At 54.5% G+C, this 20911-nt stretch carries 20 protein-coding genes; 16 read left to right on the top strand and 4 right to left on the bottom strand.

The genetic code is table 11. The features are described from left to right. Position 1: 1 nt before the first annotated feature. Complete coding sequence (locus tag KJS42_RS05870) at positions 2–301, bottom strand: hypothetical protein (RefSeq protein ID WP_155604861.1); 300 nt, start codon at positions 299–301, stop codon at positions 2–4. A 189-nt stretch (positions 302–490) separates the two neighbouring features. Here KJS42_RS05870 and menA point away from each other — a divergent pair, with 189 nt between their 5' ends. Both menA and KJS42_RS05860 read left to right on the top strand, forming a co-directional pair. Further along, positions 491–1438, top strand: coding sequence for a 1,4-dihydroxy-2-naphthoate polyprenyltransferase (gene menA / locus KJS42_RS05865; RefSeq protein WP_213622276.1), 948 nt, complete (start codon positions 491–493; stop codon positions 1436–1438). Between the two features lie 82 nt (positions 1439–1520). Next, positions 1521–2603, top strand: coding sequence for a Gfo/Idh/MocA family protein (locus KJS42_RS05860; protein WP_213622275.1), 1083 nt, complete (start codon positions 1521–1523; stop codon positions 2601–2603). 68 nt (positions 2604–2671) lie between these two features. On the opposite strand, the gene KJS42_RS05855 is transcribed toward KJS42_RS05860, so the two are convergent. After that, complete coding sequence (locus KJS42_RS05855) at positions 2672–3181, bottom strand: hypothetical protein (protein ID WP_193417036.1); 510 nt, start codon at positions 3179–3181, stop codon at positions 2672–2674. 209 nt (positions 3182–3390) lie between these two features. Here KJS42_RS05855 and KJS42_RS05850 point away from each other — a divergent pair, with 209 nt between their 5' ends. Continuing rightward, complete coding sequence (locus KJS42_RS05850) at positions 3391–3576, top strand: hypothetical protein (RefSeq protein ID WP_213622274.1); 186 nt, start codon at positions 3391–3393, stop codon at positions 3574–3576. A 57-nt stretch (positions 3577–3633) separates the two neighbouring features. On the opposite strand, the gene KJS42_RS05845 is transcribed toward KJS42_RS05850, so the two are convergent. Next, a complete protein-coding gene (locus tag KJS42_RS05845) occupies positions 3634–3762 on the bottom strand; it encodes a DUF4023 family protein (RefSeq protein ID WP_155604938.1) in 129 nt (42 codons plus the stop codon). 159 nt (positions 3763–3921) lie between these two features. Here KJS42_RS05845 and KJS42_RS05840 point away from each other — a divergent pair, with 159 nt between their 5' ends. From KJS42_RS05840 to KJS42_RS05820, 5 genes are all read left to right on the top strand, one after another. Further along, complete coding sequence (locus tag KJS42_RS05840) at positions 3922–4929, top strand: Gfo/Idh/MocA family protein (RefSeq protein WP_213622273.1); 1008 nt, start codon at positions 3922–3924, stop codon at positions 4927–4929. 247 nt (positions 4930–5176) lie between these two features. Next, positions 5177–6130, top strand: coding sequence for an ABC transporter permease (locus KJS42_RS05835; RefSeq protein ID WP_213622272.1), 954 nt, complete (start codon positions 5177–5179; stop codon positions 6128–6130). After that, positions 6120–7070: an iron chelate uptake ABC transporter family permease subunit gene (locus KJS42_RS05830; RefSeq protein WP_155604867.1), complete on the top strand. Its 951-nt coding sequence runs from the start codon at positions 6120–6122 to the stop codon at positions 7068–7070. The genes KJS42_RS05835 and KJS42_RS05830 overlap by 11 nt, the downstream gene beginning before the upstream one ends. Continuing rightward, positions 7064–7828, top strand: a complete 765-nt coding sequence (locus KJS42_RS05825; protein ID WP_213622271.1) for an iron ABC transporter ATP-binding protein — start codon at positions 7064–7066, stop codon at positions 7826–7828. Before KJS42_RS05830 ends, KJS42_RS05825 begins: the two co-directional genes overlap by 7 nt. 47 nt (positions 7829–7875) lie before the next feature. Beyond that, entirely contained in the window at positions 7876–8871 is a 996-nt protein-coding gene (locus KJS42_RS05820; RefSeq protein ID WP_193417148.1) for a siderophore ABC transporter substrate-binding protein, read from the top strand. A gap of 160 nt (positions 8872–9031) precedes the next feature. Here KJS42_RS05820 and KJS42_RS05815 read toward each other — a convergent pair whose 3' ends face one another. Beyond that, complete coding sequence (locus KJS42_RS05815; RefSeq protein WP_213622270.1) at positions 9032–9856, bottom strand: aldo/keto reductase; 825 nt, start codon at positions 9854–9856, stop codon at positions 9032–9034. Between the two features lie 218 nt (positions 9857–10074). On the opposite strand from KJS42_RS05815, the gene KJS42_RS05810 reads away from it, so the two are divergent. The 8 genes from KJS42_RS05810 to cydC all read left to right on the top strand — a co-directional run bounded on the left by KJS42_RS05810 (position 10075) and on the right by cydC (position 20572). Next, positions 10075–11538 carry a catalase gene (locus tag KJS42_RS05810; RefSeq protein ID WP_213622269.1) on the top strand — a complete coding sequence of 488 codons (1464 nt, stop codon included), beginning with the start codon at positions 10075–10077 and terminating at the stop codon, positions 11536–11538. Positions 11539–11670: 132 nt separating this feature from the next. Next, positions 11671–12459 carry an ABC transporter ATP-binding protein gene (locus KJS42_RS05805; RefSeq protein ID WP_193417043.1) on the top strand — a complete coding sequence of 263 codons (789 nt, stop codon included), beginning with the start codon at positions 11671–11673 and terminating at the stop codon, positions 12457–12459. A 3-nt stretch (positions 12460–12462) separates the two neighbouring features. Further along, positions 12463–14130, top strand: coding sequence for a hypothetical protein (locus tag KJS42_RS05800; RefSeq protein ID WP_213622268.1), 1668 nt, complete (start codon positions 12463–12465; stop codon positions 14128–14130). Next, on the top strand, positions 14120–14533 hold the full coding sequence (locus tag KJS42_RS05795; RefSeq protein ID WP_213622267.1) for a nitrous oxide-stimulated promoter family protein: 414 nt from the start codon (positions 14120–14122) through the stop codon (positions 14531–14533). The genes KJS42_RS05800 and KJS42_RS05795 overlap by 11 nt, the downstream gene beginning before the upstream one ends. A 148-nt stretch (positions 14534–14681) precedes the next feature. After that, positions 14682–16091 (top strand): cytochrome ubiquinol oxidase subunit I, encoded by a 1410-nt coding sequence (locus KJS42_RS05790; RefSeq protein WP_418888798.1) that lies wholly within the window; start codon positions 14682–14684, stop codon positions 16089–16091. Then, the gene (gene cydB / locus KJS42_RS05785; RefSeq protein WP_213622266.1) at positions 16078–17094 is read left to right on the top strand and encodes a cytochrome d ubiquinol oxidase subunit II; all 1017 of its coding nucleotides are present in this window, start codon (positions 16078–16080) and stop codon (positions 17092–17094) included. The genes KJS42_RS05790 and cydB overlap by 14 nt, the downstream gene beginning before the upstream one ends. Further along, positions 17094–18830, top strand: coding sequence for a thiol reductant ABC exporter subunit CydD (cydD, locus tag KJS42_RS05780; protein ID WP_213622265.1), 1737 nt, complete (start codon positions 17094–17096; stop codon positions 18828–18830). The genes cydB and cydD overlap by 1 nt, the downstream gene beginning before the upstream one ends. Next, on the top strand, positions 18827–20572 hold the full coding sequence (cydC, locus tag KJS42_RS05775; RefSeq protein WP_213622264.1) for a thiol reductant ABC exporter subunit CydC: 1746 nt from the start codon (positions 18827–18829) through the stop codon (positions 20570–20572). The genes cydD and cydC overlap by 4 nt, the downstream gene beginning before the upstream one ends. Positions 20573–20911: the final 339 nt, after the last annotated feature.

Below are 20911 nucleotides of genomic sequence, written 5' to 3'. Positions count from 1 at the left end.
CCTACTTCTTCGTGCCTCTGTTTTCTTTTCGTTCTAAATAAACAGCCCCCAGCCACTGGCTTGCGGCAAACAGCACTACCATACCGAGGATCAGCAGAAAACGGTTGTCCCCTTTGCGCAGCAGCAGTTGCAGAAGGAACAGGGCAACCGCCACCTCGGTCCACATCAGGCCACGTTTACGCAGCGCCTTGAGGTCGTACGTCCCGGAACTCATTTTCCGTAGATTCCAAACGGCGACGACGCCCAGAACGAGGAGAAAAATCAATGATCCGATCCAATCTTCTCTAGAAAATATAGACAATATGCGAACCCCTCTTCAATCGGTTGTAAGTACGACTTACTTTGCATTTTAGCTTAACCAATCGGGTCTGGCAAACCGGCGGGAGTTCAAGCCTTGGGCATGCGCGTTTGTCAAGGACATATCCAACAGCCATTATTTCAAAAATAAGATATCTTCTTTTTAACTAGACAAAAAAGAGGATGATGGAGAATGGCGATCACCAAATTTCTCAAGCTGGTCGAAATCCAGACCAAGGCGGCAAGCATGATTCCGCTGTTGTTCGGCACGATTTACGCCGTCTACCGGTTCCATGTATTCGAAACTTGGCATTTTGTGCTCATGCTAATTTCCCTGTTAAGCTTTGACATGACCACGACAGCGATCAATAATTATTACGATTACAAAAAAGCTGCTCGCAAGCATGGCTACGGGTACGAAACGCACAACGCGATCGTGAAATACAACATGAATCCGGCGGCGGTGCTGACCTTGATTATCTTAATGTTTCTCATCGCGGTGACTGCTGGGGTGATCCTGTTCCTTCAAACCGGGTGGCTGCTGCTGTTGCTCGGCGGATTGTCGTTTGCGGTGGGCATCTTGTATTCCTTCGGGCCGATTCCGATTTCCCGAATGCCGCTGGGCGAAATATTTTCCGGCTTGTTCATGGGATTTGTTATTATATTTGTATCGGCTTACGTCCATGCGGGCGACCGTTTGGCGTCGTTGACGCTGGAAGGCGGCACGGTGACGCTGCAGGTCCATTTAATTGAGACACTGTTGGTATTCCTGATCTCCATTCCAGCGATCCTCGGGATCGCGAACATCATGCTGGCCAACAACATTTGCGATATGGAAGAGGATATCGAAAATAAACGCTACACCTTGCCGGTGTACATCGGGAAAGGACCGGCGCTGATCCTGTTTAAACTGCTCTATTATGCGGCCTACGTGGATGTGGTTGTACTAGCCATCCTGGGGGTTAACCCGTTCATCCTGCTGCTGGTGCTTATTACCGTGGTGCCGGTGTCGAAAAATATCAAAACGTTTACCGCACAGCCTACCAAGCAGTTTACGTTTGGCTTGTCGGTGCAAAATTTCCTGCTGACCAATGCGGCGCGCATTGTCGCGCTGGGCATCGCCGTCGTTCTCACCTTCTGACTCTTTGAACGATGGCGGCGCAACCTCGCGATCCCTGCCTTCGCTTGCGTTAGCTTAACATGAGGCGGAGGCGAAGGACGAGATGGACAAGATTCGGTTTGGCCTAATCGGCGGAGGCTGGCGGGCAGAGTTTTATTTGCGGATTGCCCGCGCGCTGCCGGAGCGTTTTGAAGTCAGCGAGATCTATATGCGGGACGAAGCGAAAGGCCGGGAAGCCGCCCAAATCTGGGGCGTCCCGGTTACTTCGCGTCTCGAGGCGTTCCTGGAGCGGCGCAACTTCGATTTCGCCGTGTTGTCGCTGCCCCGCGCAGTCACGCCGGACTTCCTGATCCGGCTCAGCGAGGCGGGCATCCCCGTCTTGACGGAAACGCCGCCGGCGGCCGATTTGGACGGGCTGCACCGGCTCTATGAAGCGGTGGGCCCCGCAGCACAAATCCAGGTGGCCGAGCAGTTCCTGTTCCAGCCGATGCATGCGGCCCGCTTAGCCATTGCACGATCCGGCCTGCTGGGCGAGGTGTCGCATGTGCAGGTCTCCGCGGGGCATGGCTACCACGGCATCAGCTTGATCCGGCAGCTGCTCGGAGTGGGATTCGAGGAAGCGGAGATTCGCGGGGAGCAGATTACTTCCCCGCTGGTGCAAGGCCCCGGCCGCGGCGGGTGGCCGACCGAGGAGCGGATCGTCTCCTCGGCCCAGACAATCGCGCTGCTGCGTTTCGGCGAGCGGACGGCCTTGTTCGATTTCACCTACGATCAATATTTCTCGCCGATCCGACGCCATCGCGTGCTGGTGCGCGGAGACCGGGGTGAAATGGAGGGCACGGAGCTACGCTATCTCCGTGACTACCGCACCCCGGTGGAGCTGCAGCTGCGCCGGGTGGATGCCGGCCAAGACGGCAGCCTCTTGGGTTATTACCACGAAGGTGTGTTGGCCGGCCCGGACTGGGTCTACGAGAATCCGTTCCGTCCCGGGCGGCTCAGCGACGAAGAGATCGCCATCGCCACTAGCCTGGACCGGATGGGACGTTACGTGCAGGGAGGCCCCTCTTTCTATAGCCTAGCGGAGGCCGCACAGGACCAATACCTCTCGCTGATGCTTGAGGAAGCCGTTCGATCCGGTCAGACGGTGCGAACCGAACGTCAGCCTTGGGCAACAAGGCAACCCTAAACCCTAAACGCAAACAAAGAGCCGCCCGGTTGATGCCGGACGGCTCTTTCTGCGTTTTGACGAAACGGTTAGTGTCGTTTCCTTGGGGCGATCATGACGCCTGCGCCGATGGCGATCAAGGCGATGGCCAGAACGGGCTGACCGAAGATCAGCCGATTGTACAGCGAACCTAGCGAGAACACGGCGAAAAACAACAGCGACAGCACCGTCAAAATGTTGATCGGGATCAGCAGGTACCGGTTGCGGTTGCCGAACCAATAGAACTCGAACAAACCGACGGCCGGGGCCAGAATGAAACCTGGCCACAAATACTCCCAGCTGTTGAACAACGTAGCTAGTTGGCAGACGAGACCCACGGTGAACAGGATTCCTCCGGGGATGAGGAGTCCCGTTGCCTTGCGATCGGTCACCGAGAAATACATCCAGTGGAAGAACAAGCCGAGCGGAAGGACAAATAAGGTGGGCCAGAAGTTGCCGAATAGCGTTCCCGCGCTGATCGCTTCCTTGCGGAAGAAGAGGAGGTAGATACCGAGCAAGATGAGCGCGGGACCGATCCATGATTTTTTATTCAAATTCATATCCAATCTCCTTTGCCTATGTACTTAACTGATAACAGCATACTACAAAAGCGCAAGGATGACTTCAGTCTCTAGGGGAGCCGAGAAACTGGACCTAAGTCCAGTCTAACTGCCAGAATAAAAACGGCCCGGGGAAGAAACGCTAACCTAAGGAATAGGCAGAGCGACCTTTCCCATCCATTATCAAACGCTCAGGAGGTTAGAACGACATGGAAAATAACAAGCAACAACGGAAACCCGGCACCGGAAACGGCAGCAGCAACGGGCAGAACCAAACGACCGGTAATGGAGGAGAAGCGGATAACGGCCGCTTGGCCACGATCAAGAACCACCGTACCGAAGGCGGAGAGGCGTTAAACGAATTTATTTCCGGCGAAGATAAGTACGAGGGATAAGTGGAAAAAAGCCGAAAGCCGCTGCACAGGGTCCTGTGAGCGGCTTTCTTGCGCAGGTTATTTTTGCGTGCTATGCTGCTTGGTCGAAAGCTGACCGGCGGGGTTACCGTGGCCGCGTTTTTTATTCTTGGCTTGCTTCTGTTGCTGATCCTGAACCTTCTCGACGAATTCGTGCAGATTTTCCATGAGGTCGATCGTCTCCTTGGCTGAAGTGTAGTTGTGATCCCATTTTCATTGGTTACTATTCCCCGTTCCCGCGTTTTTCATCAGGCGACGGACTCTATACTTGCTATCGCCGGACAGGTACAATGAAGGGGACAACTACGGGAAAAGAGGGTGCAAACCATGGAACATAGCAACAATCGTCAACTGCGATGGGGGATCGTCGGCGGCGCAGGCATCGCGATCAATGCAGTGATGCCGGCGATTCAGCAGTCTGCCACGGGTAGCCTTGCTGCGGTCGCCAGTCGCAACCTGGACAAAAGCCGGGAGGTTGCCGATCGATTCGGCATCTCTAAAGCATATGGCAGCTATGAAGAGCTGCTTACGGATAAGGATATCGACGCCGTGTATATCCCGCTCCCTAACCATTTACATAAAGAATGGGCGATTCGCGCGATCGAGGCCGGCAAGCACGTGTTATGCGAGAAACCGATCGCGCTGACGGCCGCCGAGGCCGAAGAAATGGCGGCAGCCGCCGCCAAAGCTGGCGTTGTGCTGGCGGAAGCGTTTATGTACCGCCATCATCCGCGTTGGAGTCGAATTCGCGCCATCCTGGACAGCGGCGAGATCGGCGAACTCCGCGCGATCCGCGGGGCGTTTACGTTCAACAACGCCGAGGATCTAGCCAACATCCGGTTGAAGCCGGAATGGGGCGGCGGCTCGTTGTACGATGTCGGCTGCTACCCGCTCAGCGCGGCGCGGTTCCTACTCGGCCAAGAGCCGGAAGCGGTCACGGTGTTGGCCCAGTTCTCCGACCGGCACGGCGGCGTCGACATGATGGCTTCCGGGCTCGCGGAATTCCCCGGCGGCGTTGGGCTGACGTTCGACTGCGGCATGTGGACGGAACACCGTCAGTTGCTGGAAATCGTCGGCTCGGAAGGGACGATTGAGCTGCCGTTGGCTTTCACCGCCGGCGGAGAGGACGCCGCGTTTACCGTCACCGTGCGCGGGGAGAAACGTACGGAGAAGCCGGAGGCGGTCAATCCCTACGTGGCCGAGCTGGACGATTTCGCCGCCGCTGTGTTTGGCGAACGTCCGCAGCGCTTCGCCCCGGCCGACGCCGTCAAGGGCATGGCCGTGCTGGAAGCCTGCCTGACTTCGGCGAGAGAGAGACGGCGGGTCGAGTTGTAGATGATTTGAGTGAAGGAACACCGGGCATTCGCTCGGCTCAGGACACTCCCGCAGGGGGCTGGGCTCGAGGGAATGCCTTTTTGTCATGTAGCATTTCAATTTTAAAATGGTTGACAGTGCCAAAAACGAGACGGTATAATTCAAACTAATTGATAATGAATATCATTATCATAAATCGTCTGTCCTGCCGGCAGCGAGAAACTTGAACTTCCTCATGGCCAGAGGAAGGACAGTAAGGACGAAGATTATGAAGAAAATTTATATGGCAGTGCTGCTGGTTGCTCTATCCCTTGTCTCCTTGTTTATCGGAGTCGGGGAGCTGTCCCTAGCCGCCCTGCTGCGTTTCGATCCGGAACAATGGGAACTCTTGCGCATCAGCCGGATTCCCCGGTTAATCAGTATTCTCATCGCCGGAGTCAGCATGAGCATCGTCGGTTTGATTATGCAGCAGCTGACCCGCAACAAATTCGTATCCCCGACGACGGCGGGAACGATGGACTCTGCGAGCTTTGGCATTATGGTATCGCTGCTTGTCTTTACGACCGCAGGGACGCTCGTCAAGATGTCCATCGCCTTTGGGTTTGCTTTGCTGGGTACGTATCTTTTTATGGCGATTCTCAATCGGGTGAAATACAAGGATGCCATCTTCATCCCGCTGGTCGGGCTGATGTTCGGCGGCATCGTGGAATCGGCAACGACCTTTTTCGCTTACAAATACAATTTGATTCAGAGCATGTCCGCTTGGCTGTACGGAGATTTCTCCATGATCATGCAGGGCCGATACGAGCTGCTGTATATCAGTGTCCCGCTTGTGGTGCTCTCCTACGTTTACGCCAATAAATTTACGGTGGCAGGCATGGGTGAGGAGTTTTCCGTCAATCTCGGATTGAACTACAAACAGGTCGTCAATATCGGATTGGGCCTGGTGGCGCTCGTGACGGCTGTTGTCGTGCTGACGGTGGGGTCGATTCCTTTTCTTGGACTCATCATTCCAAACCTGGTAACGATGTTCCGCGGAGACAACCTGAAAGATAATTTGACCCATACAGCTTTGCTGGGCGCAGTCTTCGTGCTGGCCTGCGACATCTTGGGTCGAGTCATCATCTATCCGTACGAAATCTCGATCGGCCTGACCGTCGGGGTGATCGGAAGCGGGATCTTCCTGTATCTGCTGATGAGGAGAAGGACCTATGAGTCATAACGCCAAACTATGGACCCTTGTCGGCATCGCCGTTCTGCTTGCGATCGTTTTTATGACAATCGATGCGGGAGGACAGTGGGACTACATATTACCGCGGCGGGGCAAGAAACTATTTGCCATCCTTCTCACGGGTACCGCCATCGCCTTTTCCACGGTCGTGTTCCAGACGATTACGAACAACCGGATCTTGACGCCGAGTATCATTGGGCTGGATTCGCTTTACATGCTGTTGCAGACGGTGATCGTCTTCCTGATCGGCGGCACGGCTTTGACGATGATGAGCAAAAATTTGCGTTTTGTCATGGCGGTTGGATTGATGGTTGTGTTTGCAATGCTGCTCTACCGCATGCTGTTTCGTAGGGAAGGGCGCAACATTTACCACCTTCTGTTGATCGGGATTATCTTCGGGACGTTCTTCTCCAGCGTGACTTCCTTTCTGCAGAAGCTAATCGACCCGAATGAATTCCTGGTCATCCAGGACAAAATGTTCGCCAGCTTTAACAACGTCAATTCCGATTTATTGTTGATTTCGCTGGCAGGGGTGCTGTTGGTGGCGCTCTATTTTACGAGATTCGCGAAATATTTGGATGTGCTGTCCTTGGGACGGGATCATGCGGTGAACCTCGGCGTCAGCTATGAGTATGTCGTCAAGCGGATGCTGATCGTCGTGGCGGTTCTGATTTCGATTTCGACGGCGTTGGTCGGACCGATTACGTTCCTTGGCCTATTGGTTGCCAATGTGGCGTACCAGTTCCTGAACACCTACCGCCATAAGACGTTGATTCTCGGCGCTTCCCTGATTGGCTTTATCGCTCTGGTTGGCGGGCAGCTGATCGTTGAGAGGGTGTTTACCTTCTCCACTTCGCTTAGTGTCATCATCAACTTTGCCGGCGGGGTGTACTTCATCTATCTGCTGCTAAAGGAGAATAAATCGTGGTAAAGGTCAGTGGATTAACCAAACATTATGGCGGCAAAAAAGTCGTCGACAACGTTTCGCTGGAGATTGCCAAGGGCAAGATCACTTCCTTTATCGGACCCAACGGAGCGGGGAAAAGCACCCTGCTGTCCATGATCAGCCGGCTCATTGCCAAGGACGCGGGAGAGATCCAGATCGAGGGCCGGGAAATCGGCAAGTGGAAAAGCGGGGAGCTTGCCAAGAAAATTTCGATTCTCAAGCAATCCAACCATATCAATATTCGGCTTACGGTGCGGGATCTCGTCAATTTCGGGAGATTCCCGTATTCGCAGGGGCGCCTGACGAAGGAAGACGAAGCCTATGTCGACGAAGCGCTCCGTTACATGCATTTGGAATCGATGCAGCACAAGTTTCTGGACGAATTAAGCGGCGGGCAGAAGCAACGGGCGTTCATTGCCATGGTCATCGCGCAGAACACCGAATATGTGCTGCTCGACGAACCTTTGAACAATCTGGATATGAACCATTCGGTGCAAATCATGAAGGTGTTGCGCCGATTGGTGGACGAATTAGGGAAAACGGTGATATTGGTCATCCACGACATCAACTTTGCCTCCTGCTACTCCGATTACATCGTGGCGCTGAAAGAGGGCAAGGTGGTCAAGGAAGGCCCGACAGATGAAATTATCGAACCGTCCGTGCTTCGGGAGGTTTACGATATGGACATTCCGGTTCAGGAGATCGACGGCAACAAAATATGCGTGTATTTTCATTCCATATGACCAGATTAGGGGGAGTTTGAAAAGTGAAGGCGAAGAAAATTACGTTTATGCTTGCTACATTAACGTTGGTATTTGCGCTTGCGGCATGCGGCGCGAACAACAATAGCAGTAATGGTGGGAATAAGGGCGGCGGTAATGAAACGGCGTCCGGCACCAATACGGCGGAGCCGGTAACGGCAGCGCCTGCGGAGAATGAGGAAATGACGATCAAGCATCAACTCGGGGAAGCGACCTTGAAGAAGAATCCGGCGAAGGTCGTCGTATTCGACTACGGTACGCTCGAAACGCTCGATAAGCTTGGCGTAGAGATTGCGGCCGTACCTCAGGGGAATTTGCCAAGCCATCTGGAGAAATATAACGACAGCAAATACACCAACGCGGGTACGTTGTTCGAGCCGGATTTCGAGAAGCTGAATGCGTTGAAGCCGGACGTGATTTTCATCTCCGGACGGTCTTCCGAAGCTTACGAGGAGTTGAACAAGATCGCACCGACGATCTTCTTGGGCGTGGATACGCAGCGCTATATGGAGTCCTTCACGGAGAACGTGAAGACGATCGGTGAACTCTTCGGCAAAGAAGCGGAAGCCGAGAAGGAGTTGGCAGCCATCAATGATTCGGTTACAGCGGTGAATGAGCTAGCTTCGGCTGGCGGCAAGAAGGGGCTGATCATCCTGACGACCGGCGGTAAGGTCAGCGCGTTTGGTCCAGGTTCGCGCTTTGGCATTATTCATGATGTATTGGGTGTCACGCCGGTGGATGAGAGCATTAAGGTCGATACCCACGGGAACTCGATCTCGTTCGAATTCGTGGCCGAGAAGAACCCGGATTACCTGTTTGTCGTAGACCGCGATGCAGTCGTCACGGAGGAAGGCAAACAGGCGACACCTGCCAAGGAAATCGTTGAGAACGATCTCGTCAAGAAAACGAATGCTTATAAAGACGGCAAGATCGTGTATCTTGACCCGAGTTATTGGTACCTCTCCGGCGGCGGGTTGATCTCTGTGCCGGAAATGATTAAGGAAGTGCAGGAAGGGATTCAGTAAATCAAAACGCGGGCTGCATGGGAATTCCCATTGCAACCCGCTTTTTTGTTTGCTAACGGACTCAGGAGCCCTTATTCCGGCCAGCAACGGTCAATTAGCTCTTAAAAGGACCCAATAAGGGCTTTGGGGTCCGTTAGCAGAGAAATCGACGAGTGAGATGTTAGCGCACGTGCATCTCGTTCGGATGCGAGCCTTTGCGGCGGTTGAGGTTCAAGTCGCTAATCCGCTCCATTTCGGCATCCGTAAGGTTGAAGTCAAACACGTTGAAGTTCTCTTCGATCCGCGTTGGGGTGACCGATTTCGGAATGACGATCGTGTTATTCTGCAGATGCCAGCGGAGCACGACCTGAGCCGGCATCTTCCCGTGAGCTTCTGCGATGGATTTGACCACCGTGTCAGAGAGCACCTCGCCGCCTTGCTCCAGCGGACTCCAGGCTTCAACGAAGATGTCGTGTGTGGCGCAGAAAGCTTTCAGCTCGTTCTGAGCCAGATGCGGATGACATTCCACCTGATTCAATACCGGTTTGATTTCCGTTTCCTTCAGCAGGCGCTCCAGATGCTCGATCTCGAAGTTACATACCCCAATCGCTTTGACGCGTCCGTCGCGGTACAGCTTCTCAAGCGCTTTGTATGTCTCTATATATTGATCCACTTGCGGCATCGGCCAGTGAATCAGGTACAAATCGACATAATCAAGCCCAAGTCTCGCCAGGCTTTCGTCATAGGCGCGCAGCGTATTGTCGTAGCCTTGATCGCTGTTCCATACCTTCGTAGTAATGAATAGCTTCTCGCGAGCAATGCCGGCTTGCTTGATCGCTTTGCCGACGCCAACCTCGTTGCGGTAAATCATCGCCGTATCGATCGAGGTATAGCCTACCTCCAGCGCCTTGGCCACTGCGGCTGTAGCTCCTTCGTCCGGCACCTGCCAAACCCCAAACCCCAGCTGGGGCATTTGCAATCCGTTATTTAAAGTTACGAAATCCATCGGTGTCGCTCCTTCTCTGTCTGCTACTTAATTTCAGGGTGAGTATAGCATTCTCGGATAGGGTTTTCAAATGGCGGAGGTGAATCGGAGACGGCGGTAGATTCTTCATCGAGCCCTCATGGAACCTTCATGCAGCCCGGAAGGGGACATGTTACTATTTATTATAGATTTTAGAATAAGTCTAAGTGCAATAACAAATTGAAGGGATGATAGATTGAATGGATAACCGGTTGACAACGAATCAAGGAGCCCCGGTAGGCGATAATCAAAATTCACGTACGGCAGGTGGACGCGGCCCCACGTTGCTGGAGGATTACCATCTGCTCGAGAAGCTGGGTCACTTTGACCGCGAACGGATTCCAGAACGCGTCGTACATGCACGTGGGGCGGGTGCCCATGGCGTATTCGTGGCGGAACGCAGCATGGCAGCGTACACGAAAGCCCATTTTCTGCAGGAGGCCGGTCGTGAAACTCCGGTGTTTGTCCGCTTCTCTACGGTCATTCACGGTCAAGGTTCCCCAGAGACGGCCCGAGATCCGCGAGGGTTTGCGGTGAAATTTTATACGGAGGAGGGCAATTACGATTTGGTGGGCAACCATATTCCGGTCTTCTTTATCCGTGATGCGATCAAATTCCCGGATATGGTTCACTCGCTGAAGCCTGCACCGGATACGAACATCCAGGACCCGGCGCGGTATTGGGATTTTATGACCCTGTCGACCGAATCCACTCATATGATGACTTGGGTATTTTCGGACCATGGGACACCGGCGAATTACCGCCAAATGGATGGCTTTGGCGTCCACGCATTTAAATGGATCAATGCCGAAGGCAAGATTACGTATGTAAAATACACCTGGAAATCGAAGCAGGGTGTGAAAACTCTCTCGGCAGCCGAAGTTCAAGAAGTGCAAGGCCGTGATTTTAATCATGCGACACGTGACCTGCACGAGCATATCGCGAACGGAGAATTCCCGCAATGGGAGTTGAACGTGCAATTGATGCCGGTGGAGGATTTGGACCTCTGGAGCTTCGACCCGCTTGATCCAACGAAGGTATGGCCGGAGGATCATTATCCGCTGGTGAAGATCGGTACGATGACGCTGAACCGTAACCCCGATAACTTCTTCGCGGAGGTGGAGCAGTCGGCTTTCTCGCCAAGCGTGCTCGTTCCCGGGATCGAACCATCCGAGGATAAGTTGCTGCAGGGCCGGTTATTCTCTTATCCGGACACCCAGCGTTATCGGCTCGGTGCGAACTACCTGCAAATTCCGGTTAACTGCCCGTATGCTTCCGTACGTAACCATCAGCGGGACGGCCTCATGAATATCAAGCAAGATCCGTCGCCGATCAACTATGAACCCAACAGCTTCGACAGCAGTCCCAAGGAAGATCCGGCCTACCGAGATAGCGTGGTACCGGTCAGCGGACATATCGGTCGCGAGAAAATTGCGAAAACCGACGATTTCACCCAAGCAGGCGAGCTGTACCGGAGTTTCACGGCCGAAGAGAAGGATCACCTTATCGCCAACCTGGTGAACGATCTGAAGCAGACGCCGGAGCAAGTCCAATTGCGTGCCGTGTGCAACTTCTTCTGCGGGGACAGGGAATACGGCATGCGTCTTGCGCAAGGGCTCGGCGTGGATATCAGTAGCTTTATTCCCTCCAATTCCCAGGGATAACGAATCCCTTTTAAATAAAGAAGGCATTTTCCGCACCCATAGGGTTCGGGGAATGCCTTTTTGTGTGAGGAATCTTCCGCTTTCATTAGGAAATCTATGGTAAACTGGGGGCAGTGGAAAGGGGATGAATCGATGACTACAACAAAGGATCCGGTGATTAGACTGACGGATTTACGTATGAGCTACGGAGGACGCCAAGTTCTGAACGGCGTTGATTTGGAGGTGTATCCGGGGCAGATTATCGGTTACATCGGGCCAAACGGAGCGGGTAAGAGCACGACGGTCAAGATTATGCTTGGCCTGGTTGAAGGTTATCAGGGGGAGGTGCAAGTCTTTGGGCAGCATCCCGGAGACGGCGGCATCGATTACAAGAAGCGAATCGGATACGTGCCGGAAATCGCCGAGCTTTACGATACGCTGACGGCAAGAGAATATTTGACCTTCATTGGCGAGCTGTACGGGTTATCCGCCGATGACGCAGAGATGAAAGCTAGGCGAATGATGACGGAGTTTAGTTTGGGGGACGTGTTTAACTCCCGGGTTACGACGTTCTCCAAAGGGATGAAGCAAAAGGTGCTGCTCATTTCCAGTCTGCTGCACAATCCGGACGTGCTGTTTCTGGACGAGCCGCTGAGCGGCCTTGACGCCAACAGTGTCATGGTTGTTAAGGAAATGCTTGCTCTACTGGCTGCTCAAGGCAAAGCCATTTTTTATTCGTCTCATATTATGGACGTGGTCGAGAAGATTAGCAGCCGAATCGTCCTGTTAGATGGAGGCCGCATTGTGGCCGACGGCAGCTTTGACGAGTTGAAGGAACAAAACCACGAAGGGTCGTTGGAACAGATTTTCAACCAATTGACCGGGTTCAACGAGCATCAGGATATCGCCGGACGTCTCGTGTCTATCGTGCAAGAGGTGTAGCTTATGGAAGAGATGAAGAGCTTGCGAGTGTTGGACCGATTCCGCGGATTATTCGTGAAAATGGGCGTGGACTACCCCGTGATGCGACGAATTCTTCAGGTCAAGCTGACGATGGACGCTAGAAGAGTGCCAACGATGGTGAATAAATCGAGGAAGAAGCAGCAAGCCGAAGCCGAGGACGGGAATCAGTTCTTGCGTTCGCTTTGGTTATACGTTATTTTTGGCGGACTCAGCTCGATGTTTGTATTGATGGGGGACAATTTGCTGTTTCAGATGAGCATCCTGTTCGGCATTATGATGTTTATGGTCATGACCGCGATGATTTCCGATTTCTCCTCGGTGCTGCTGGACATCCGGGATCGGAGTATCCTGGCGACCAAGCCGGTAAACCGCCGCACGATTACGATGGCGAAGACAGTACATATTTTTATTTATTTGTTTTTTCTGACCGGAGCGATCGCAATTATTCCGCTGGCGGTCGGACTGTTTCGGCAGGGGATCGGTTTCTTTACCTTGATGCTGCTGGAACTGATCCTGATGGACTTGCTGATCGTGGTGCTGACCGCGCTGCTATATTTGGTTGTCTTGCGCTTTTTTGACGGCGAGAAGCTGAAAGATATGATCAATTACGTGCAGATCGGCATGACGATCACCATTGCGGTGGGGTATCAGGTGTTGGTCCGACTATTTGATTTTACGGCTATGGATGTTGTCTTTAAGCCGGCGTGGTGGCAGTACCTGCTGCCTCCGGTATGGGTCGGTGCCTCCTTTCAAACGGTGCTGCATCCGGGGGGAGGTTTAAGCTATGCCGGGCTGGCGGGATTGTCCATCCTTGTTCCGTTGGCGGCCTTTCTGCTGTACCTGAAGCTGATGCCGGCGCTGGAGCGAAACCTGCAGAAGCTGGCGGAGCCTAGTGCCAAGGGCACGAAGGGTTCGGGGAAGGCGCTGCGCCGAATAGCGGATCTTCTTTGCTCTACGCCGCAGGAAAGCGCATTTTTTCGATTTGCCTGGTCATTGATGGGCACAGAGCGGGAATTTAAGTTGAAGGTATACCCTTCCTTGGGCTTTGCGATCGTGTTTCCCTTTATCTTCTTGTTCTCGAATGGGCTGGATCAAGGGTTGGAGGGGATATCGGGCACCCGGATGTATTTGTTCATTTATTTTAGCGGGATTATGCTGCCCACGATCATCATGATGCTGCGTTACTCAAGCCGATATAAGGCGGCCTGGATCTACCAGACGGCCCCGATTTCCGGTGAAGCGCCGATCTACAAGGGGGCTTTGAAGGCCTGCCTGGTCCGGTTGATGTTGCCCTTGTACTTGGTGGAGGCTGCGATATTCGCAGTGTTGTTCGGAGTTTCCATTCTGCCGGACCTGATCGTAGCAGGACTGGCGATGCAATGTTTCGCCATCCTTTGTTTTCTATCCCTACGCAAGGGACTCCCATTCTCGGAGCCGTTCGAAGCGGCGGGGCAACAAAATCAAACTTTCGTCATCATGGGGCTCATGCTGCTGCTGGGCGGGTTCGGCTTGCTGCACTGGCTGGCGACGATCATTCCATTTGGGGTTGTTGCCTATGGCGTCCTGATGATCGCAGGGGCATGGTTGGGTTGGAGGATGGCCTTCCGGATGCGTGTTACGGAAAAGGAGGAAGCGCCAAATGGCAACTAGCGCCAGTGGGCCGCGGATTCGTCGCGAAAAGAAAACTGTGGCCCTGATGATCGCGTTGTATTGCCGTAAAATGCACGGCGCCAACGGGCAGGCCGATCTGCGGCAACCGCAGGCGGCCCGTGTTGAAGCAACCCCTTTATGCGCTGAATGCGCCGAGCTTCACCGATATGCCGAGCAGCGGCTGGACCGCTGCCGGTTCGGGGAAGGCAAGACAACCTGCTTGGCATGCCCCGTGCACTGCTATGCGGCCATCCAGCGGGAGCAAATCCGCAGGGTGATGGCTTTTGCCGGACCGCGGATGTTATGGCATCACCCGATTTTGGCGGTGAGACACCTGCTCGATGGGCAAAAGAAAGCCATTTCACAGGAATGTCAAAATTCAGCGACTACGAAAAAACGTTGATCTGATGCGGTTTTATGAGCAAAATTAGAATTTGTGACATTTCTCATGTGATTTCTGTCACAAAATTATTATTTTTTGTCCGTTCGTTTTCATCATCCGGTGATAGAATTCACATTAGATAATAATCATTAGAAAGTAGGGAAAAGAAATGCTGGATCCGATTGTGCTTGCTCGCCTTCAGTTTGCAGTGACAACGATTTTCCATTTCTTCTTCGTCCCGGTATCCATCGGTCTGGTGCTGCTCATCGCGATCATGGAAACCATGTACGTTACCAAGGGGAAAGAAGAATACAAACGGATGGCGAAGTTCTGGGGGAAACTGTTCCTTATCAATTTTGCGGTAGGGGTCGTGACGGGGATTCTTCAGGAATTCCAGTTCGGCATGAACTGGTCGGATTATTCCCGGTTCGTCGGGGACGTTTTCGGTGCGCCGCTGGCGATCGAAGCGCTGTTTGCTTTCTTTATGGAATCGACGTTTATCGGACTTTGGATTTTCGGTTGGGACCGTCTATCCAAGAAAGTCCATCTGCTGTGCATCTGGCTGGTCGCTTTGGGAACGACGGTTTCGGCGCTTTGGATTCTGGCCGCCAACTCGTTTATGCAGCATCCGGTCGGTTTTGAGGTGAATAATGGACGTGCGGAGATGAACGATTTCTTCGCTTTGGTCACCAATGGACAATTGCTGGTGGAGTTCCCGCACACGGTTCTGGGCGCTTTTGCCACCGGGGCTTTCCTGATCGCCGGGGTCAGTGCGTATAAAATGTTAAGACGTCAGGATACCGCCTTCTTCAAAAAATCGTTTACGATCGGCATCATCGTCGCATTGATCGCTTCGTTTGGGACGGCGTTGTTCGGTCACCAACAAGCGCAATATTTGGTCAAGACGCAGCCGATGAAAATGGCCGCCTCTGAAGGCCTTTGGGGCAAGTCGGGCGACCCTGCGCCTTGGACGTTGTATGCCCATATCGATTCGAACGATGGCAAGAACAATTTTGAAATCAAAATTCCTTACCTGCTGAGCTTCCTGTCCTACAGCAAGTTCTCCGGCGAGGTCAAAGGCATGCACGAGCTGCAAGCCGAATACGAGCAAGCTTACGGTCCTGGGGACTACATTCCCCCTGTTCGGACGACCTTCTGGAGCTTCCGGATCATGATCGCCGCCGGCTGCTTGATGATCGTGCTTGGGTTGTACGGCGCGTATCTGGCTTGGCGCAAAAAGCTCGATAATCCGAACACCTGGTTTTACCGCTTTATGTTGTGGTCGATTTCATTGCCGTTTATCGCGAACACTTCCGGCTGGATCATGACGGAATTCGGACGTCAGCCGTGGACGGTATTTGGGCTAATGCAGACGAAAGACAGCGTTTCGCCAAGCGTAACGGGCGGACAGATCCTGTTCTCGCTGATTGCCTTTACAGCGATCTATTCGGTGCTCGGTGCCGTGTTGGTTTACCTGTTCGTGAAAGTCATCAAGAAGGGACCGAATGACGAAACGGGAGACGGCGCGGATCATTCGGCGGATCCATTCGGTAAGGAGGGATATCATGCTGTCTCTTAATGAGCTCTGGTTTGTCCTTGTCGCGGTGTTGTTTATCGGCTTCTTTTTCCTGGAAGGTTTTGACTTCGGGGTGGGAATGAGTACCAAGTTTTTGGCTAAGAATGATATGGAACGACGCGTCCTGATCAATTCGATCGGACCGTTCTGGGATGCGAACGAGGTTTGGCTGTTGACGGCCGGCGGCGCAATGTTTGCCGCTTTCCCGAACTGGTACGCCACGTTGTTTAGCGGATATTATACTCCGCTGGTCGTATTGCTGCTTGCTTTGATTGCGCGGGGCGTTGCCTTTGAGTTCCGCGGTAAAGTGGATAGCGGGAAATGGAAGGGGACTTGGGACTGGGCGGTTTTCATCGGCAGCCTGCTGCCTCCGTTCCTGCTGGGCGTCGTATTCTCCGGCTTGCTGAAAGGGTTGCCGATCGGCGAAGACATGGAAATGAAAGCCGGATTGTTCGATATGGTTAACCTGTATACCTTGGTTGGCGGCATTACGGTCGTGATGCTTTGCCTCGTGCATGGGCTGCTATTCGCTTCCTTGCGGACAACCGGGAGCTTGCAGGAACGGGCTCGCAAGCTAGCTCATAAGCTGCTCATTCCGCTCGCTGCCCTGTTTGTGATCTTCGGCGTGATGACGTACTTCGAAACCGACGTGTTTGAAGTGCGCGGTGTGTTGATCAGCTTAGTAGCGGTCCTGGGCGTCGCCGCCTTCGTGCTGGCTGGCTGGTTCATCCGTAAACAAAGAGACGGCTGGGCGTTTGGGATGACGGGCGCGATGATCGTGTTGTCGATCGCTGCGGTATTTGTCGGCTTGTTCCCACGGGTCATGGTCAGCTCGATCAGCGATGCCTTCTCCTTAACGATCGATAACGCGGCCTCCGGGCACTACTCCCTGAAGGTCATGACCATCGTGGCGTTAAGCCTGCTACCGTTCGTGCTGGGGTATCAAATTTGGAGTTATTTCGTCTTCCATAAACGCGTACACGAGAAGGAGCATTTGGAATATTAATGGGACGCGGATTAATGAAAATCACGGGGATCAAGCAGGTCATGGGGTTCATGGCCTTGCTGACCCTGGTTCAAAGCTTTGCAATCATCTGGCAGGCCAAATGGTTGGCGGAGATCGTCTCCGCTCTGTTTGCCGGGGCCAAGCTGCAGGAACAAGCCGGCGGGGCCGGTTTGTTCCTGCTTGCTTTTATCGTGCGGCAGGTCTGTGGCATGCTGCAGCAGAGAACGGCGTACGCTTTTGCCGAGGAAACGGGTCGTACCCTGCGGGAGCGGGTGCTGGAGAAGTTGTTCCAGTTGGGGCCGCGGTTTGCCGGAACGGAAGGAACCGGAAATTTGGTAACTCTCGTCTTGGAAGGCGTGACGAAATATCGTAATTATCTGGAGTTGTTTATTCCGCGCATGCTGGCAACGGGTTTAACGCCGGTTCTGATTTTGGCCTATGTTTACAAGTTGGATCTGGCTTCCGGGATTATTCTGACGCTGACAATGCCGATCCTAATCGCCTTTATGATCCTGATCGGGCTTGCGGCGCGCAAGCAAACCGAACGTCAGCTGAAATCCTACCGCACCTTATCGAATCATTTCGTTGATTCGCTGCGCGGGCTGGAAACGTTGAAATTCTTGGGGCGCAGCAAAGCGCATGTGACTTCGATCGAGCGGGTTAGCGACTCCTATCGGTCGGCAACGATGCGAACGCTCCGGGTAGCATTCTTGTCCTCGTTTGCTCTGGATTTCATTACGATGTTATCGGTCGCTTCGGTGGCAGTCAGCTTGGGGCTGCGGTTGGTTGATGGCGATATGGTGCTGCTACCGGCATTAACCGTGCTGATTCTGGCGCCGGAATATTTCTTGCCTGTGCGGATGGTCGGCGCCGATTTCCACGCGACGCAGGATGGCAAAGCCGCCGGGGAAGCGATGAATGAGATCATCGCCGCGGCGGACGAAGAGGCGGCTAAGGCCGCGCCGGTTCCGGCGGAAACGGTCTGGACCTGGACACGGGAGAGCACGCTGAGTTTGCGTGGGGTTGGGGTGATCCACGAGGAGGAAGCCCATCCGTCGTTGACGGAGGTGAACCTGACGCTGGGCGGCATGGGCACCATTGGGATTATCGGCGAGAGTGGTGCCGGTAAATCAACGTTGATCGACGTGATCGGCGGCTTCTTGCGGCCGACCTCGGGCCGGTTCGCGCTGAACGGAACGGAGCTGGGCGATTTGACGGCGTCGGGCTGGCGGGAGCAGATCACTTATATTCCGCAGAACCCGTATATTTTCAGCGGATCGTTGGCGGACAATATCCGCTTTAACGCGCCGGAAGCGACGCGGGAAGAGGTGGAGCGCGCGGCAACGGCGGCCGGATTGGACGGGCTCATTCGCGGCTTGCCGGGCGGGCTCAACGAGCTTATTGGCGGCGGCGGCCGGCCGTTGAGCGGCGGCCAGGAACAGCGCGTGGCGCTCGCCCGGGCTTTGCTCAGCCGGCGGCCTATCATTCTGCTCGACGAACCTACGGCGCATTTGGATATCGAGACGGAATATGAACTTAAGAATACGATGCTGCCTCTGTTTGAGGGGAAGTTGGTCCTCCTCGCGACCCATCGGCTGCACTGGATGCGTGAAATGGACCGCATCGTGGTGATGGAGCAGGGCCGAGTGGCGGAAGCGGGGACGCATACCGAGCTGATGGCCAAGCGGGGAGCGTATTATCGGTTGGCATCGGCGCAGCGGGGGGAGATCGTATGAAGCAGGAATCCTGGATTCGGCCCTATTTTCGATGGTATAGCGGTAGGTTTAGCTTATATCTGATTCTGGGCGTGCTCACGCTGCTTTCTGCCGGGATGCTGATGTTTACTTCCGGCTTCTTGATCTCCAAGTCGGCGATGCAGCCTTATAATATATTGCTTGTATATGTACCGATCGTCGGCGTGCGCACGTTCGGAATCAGTCGGGCAGTGATCCATTATGTCGAACGGCTGGTTGGTCATGATACCGTGCTGCGAATCTTGGCGAAAATGCGCGTGCGCCTCTATCGCGTGCTGGAACCGCAAGCGTTGTTCATCCGCTCCCGTTTTCGGACGGGGGATATTCTTGGCGCCCTTGCCGATGATATCGAGCAGCTGCAAAACGTGTATATCCGCACTGTGTTCCCTAGCGTTGTGGCGCTGATCTTGTATGCCGCAGCAGTGATTGCCATGGGCGTGTTCGACGTCGCGTTTGCGCTGTTGTTGGCAGCGTACATTTTCGTGCTTGTCGCGGTGCTTCCTTACCTCTCATTGCGGTTAACGCGGCGGACAAACGAGGAGGTTAAGCGCGAGCGGAACGGGCTGTACCAGAAGTTGACCGATGCCGTGATGGGGATCGGCGATTGGGTGATCAGCGGTCGGACGGCGGAATTCCTCGCGTCGTATGAGCAAGATGAGGCTGCGGTGGCTCGCAAGGACCGTAAACTGCGGGCTTGGGCCCGCTGGCGCAGCTTCATCGGTCATCTCGTCGTCGGCCTCGTCGTGATCTCGATGGTATACTGGGCCGGCGGCGAAACGGCAGCCGGACGGATCGACGCCACGCTGATCGCGGCGTTCGTGTTGATCGTGTTCCCGCTGTCGGACGCGTTTCTGCCCGTGTCCGAAGCGGTGGAGCGCACGCCGCAGTACCGCGTGTCGCTGGACCGGCTCGCCCGGATCTCGGGCGAGGGTGCCAGCGTCAGCGCGCCTGGCGATGCGGTGCCCGCTGCGGCGGGCGATGCCGTCTCGCGCACCGCTGACGTGCGGCTGCGAGACGTCCGCTTCGCCTACGCGGCGGAAGACGCCGATTCGGTAGACGGCGTCTCGCTGGATCTTCCGCAGGGCAAGCGGGTGATGGTGATCGGCCGCAGCGGCGCCGGCAAGTCGACGCTGCTGAAGCTGATCCAAGGCGCGCTTGCCCCTAGCCACGGGACGGTGCAGATCAACGGTATCCCAGCCGCCGCCTTCGGCGACCGGATGCCGGAGGTGATCTCCGTCCTGAATCAAAGCCCCCACCTGTTCGACACGACGGTGGCGAACAACATTCGGCTCGGCCGTCCGGAGGCGACGGACGAGGAGATCGGCCGGGCCGCGCAGGCGGCGCAGCTCGGCCCGCTGGTTGCATCGCTGCCGCGGGGGATGAACACGCCGATGCGTGAAACGGGTCGGCGGTTCTCCGGCGGCGAACGGCAGCGCGTGGCCCTGGCGCGGATCCTCCTGCAGGATACGCCGGTGCTCATCCTCGATGAGCCGACGGTCGGTCTCGATCCGCGCACCGAACGCGAGCTGCTGGCGACGATCTTCCGCACGACGCAAGGCAAGTCGCTGATCTGGGTAACGCATCACCTCGTCGGCGCTGAACGGATGGACGAGATCGTGTTCATGGAGCATGGACGGGTCGTCATGCGCGGCAGCCATGCGGAGCTGCTGGCTCGTGAGCCGCGGTACCGCAATCTGTACCGGTTGGATTGTCCGGAGGAGTAAGACACATACTGAGAGTAGGCGGCGATGCTAGGGAAACCGGCGTCGCCGTTTTTTATGCAGCAAGGTTGGCTGAACTGCAAAAGTGCATTTCATTTCCGTGAAATTCTCCATATGAGCCTATTGAGATGCAAATGTGCAGTTGATTTCAACCTAATCGACCTAGTACGGCCTGAATCGCTGAAAAGAACTGTATTTTTGCATCCTGCCCTGCCTCTTTTGGCGCTAACGGGTGAAATAAACGGCACTTTTACACTTGGATGGAATATACTGGCCATTTCAGGCACACTCATCAGGCTATAAACCTCCTATTCTCCTTACCAATATGCCTTTTGTGCTTCC

Source organism: Paenibacillus sp. J53TS2, from assembly GCF_018403305.1.
GTDB classification, from domain to species: Bacteria; Bacillota; Bacilli; order Paenibacillales; family Paenibacillaceae; genus Fontibacillus; species Fontibacillus rhizolycopersici.
This window is presented reverse-complemented; position numbering and strand designations above follow the sequence as displayed.

What these genes read in the sequence shown, in the direction of transcription:
- menA (WP_213622276.1), top strand. Translation starts at nt 491, where the DNA reads ATGGCGATCACCAAATTTCTCAAGCTGGTCGAAATCCAGACCAAGGCG.
- KJS42_RS05860 (WP_213622275.1), top strand. Translation starts at nt 1,521, where the DNA reads ATGGACAAGATTCGGTTTGGCCTAATCGGCGGAGGCTGGCGGGCAGAG.
- KJS42_RS05855 (WP_193417036.1), bottom strand. Translation starts at nt 3,181, where the DNA reads ATGAATTTGAATAAAAAATCATGGATCGGTCCCGCGCTCATCTTGCTC.
- KJS42_RS05850 (WP_213622274.1), top strand. Translation starts at nt 3,391, where the DNA reads ATGGAAAATAACAAGCAACAACGGAAACCCGGCACCGGAAACGGCAGC.
- KJS42_RS05845 (WP_155604938.1), bottom strand. Translation starts at nt 3,762, where the DNA reads ATGGAAAATCTGCACGAATTCGTCGAGAAGGTTCAGGATCAGCAACAG.
- KJS42_RS05840 (WP_213622273.1), top strand. Translation starts at nt 3,922, where the DNA reads ATGGAACATAGCAACAATCGTCAACTGCGATGGGGGATCGTCGGCGGC.
- KJS42_RS05835 (WP_213622272.1), top strand. Translation starts at nt 5,177, where the DNA reads ATGAAGAAAATTTATATGGCAGTGCTGCTGGTTGCTCTATCCCTTGTC.
- KJS42_RS05830 (WP_155604867.1), top strand. Translation starts at nt 6,120, where the DNA reads ATGAGTCATAACGCCAAACTATGGACCCTTGTCGGCATCGCCGTTCTG.
- KJS42_RS05820 (WP_193417148.1), top strand. Translation starts at nt 7,876, where the DNA reads ATGCTTGCTACATTAACGTTGGTATTTGCGCTTGCGGCATGCGGCGCG.
- KJS42_RS05815 (WP_213622270.1), bottom strand. Translation starts at nt 9,856, where the DNA reads ATGGATTTCGTAACTTTAAATAACGGATTGCAAATGCCCCAGCTGGGG.
- KJS42_RS05810 (WP_213622269.1), top strand. Translation starts at nt 10,075, where the DNA reads ATGGATAACCGGTTGACAACGAATCAAGGAGCCCCGGTAGGCGATAAT.
- KJS42_RS05805 (WP_193417043.1), top strand. Translation starts at nt 11,671, where the DNA reads ATGACTACAACAAAGGATCCGGTGATTAGACTGACGGATTTACGTATG.
- KJS42_RS05800 (WP_213622268.1), top strand. Translation starts at nt 12,463, where the DNA reads ATGGAAGAGATGAAGAGCTTGCGAGTGTTGGACCGATTCCGCGGATTA.
- KJS42_RS05795 (WP_213622267.1), top strand. Translation starts at nt 14,120, where the DNA reads ATGGCAACTAGCGCCAGTGGGCCGCGGATTCGTCGCGAAAAGAAAACT.
- KJS42_RS05790 (WP_418888798.1), top strand. Translation starts at nt 14,682, where the DNA reads ATGCTGGATCCGATTGTGCTTGCTCGCCTTCAGTTTGCAGTGACAACG.
- cydB (WP_213622266.1), top strand. Translation starts at nt 16,078, where the DNA reads ATGCTGTCTCTTAATGAGCTCTGGTTTGTCCTTGTCGCGGTGTTGTTT.
- cydD (WP_213622265.1), top strand. Translation starts at nt 17,094, where the DNA reads ATGGGACGCGGATTAATGAAAATCACGGGGATCAAGCAGGTCATGGGG.
- cydC (WP_213622264.1), top strand. Translation starts at nt 18,827, where the DNA reads ATGAAGCAGGAATCCTGGATTCGGCCCTATTTTCGATGGTATAGCGGT.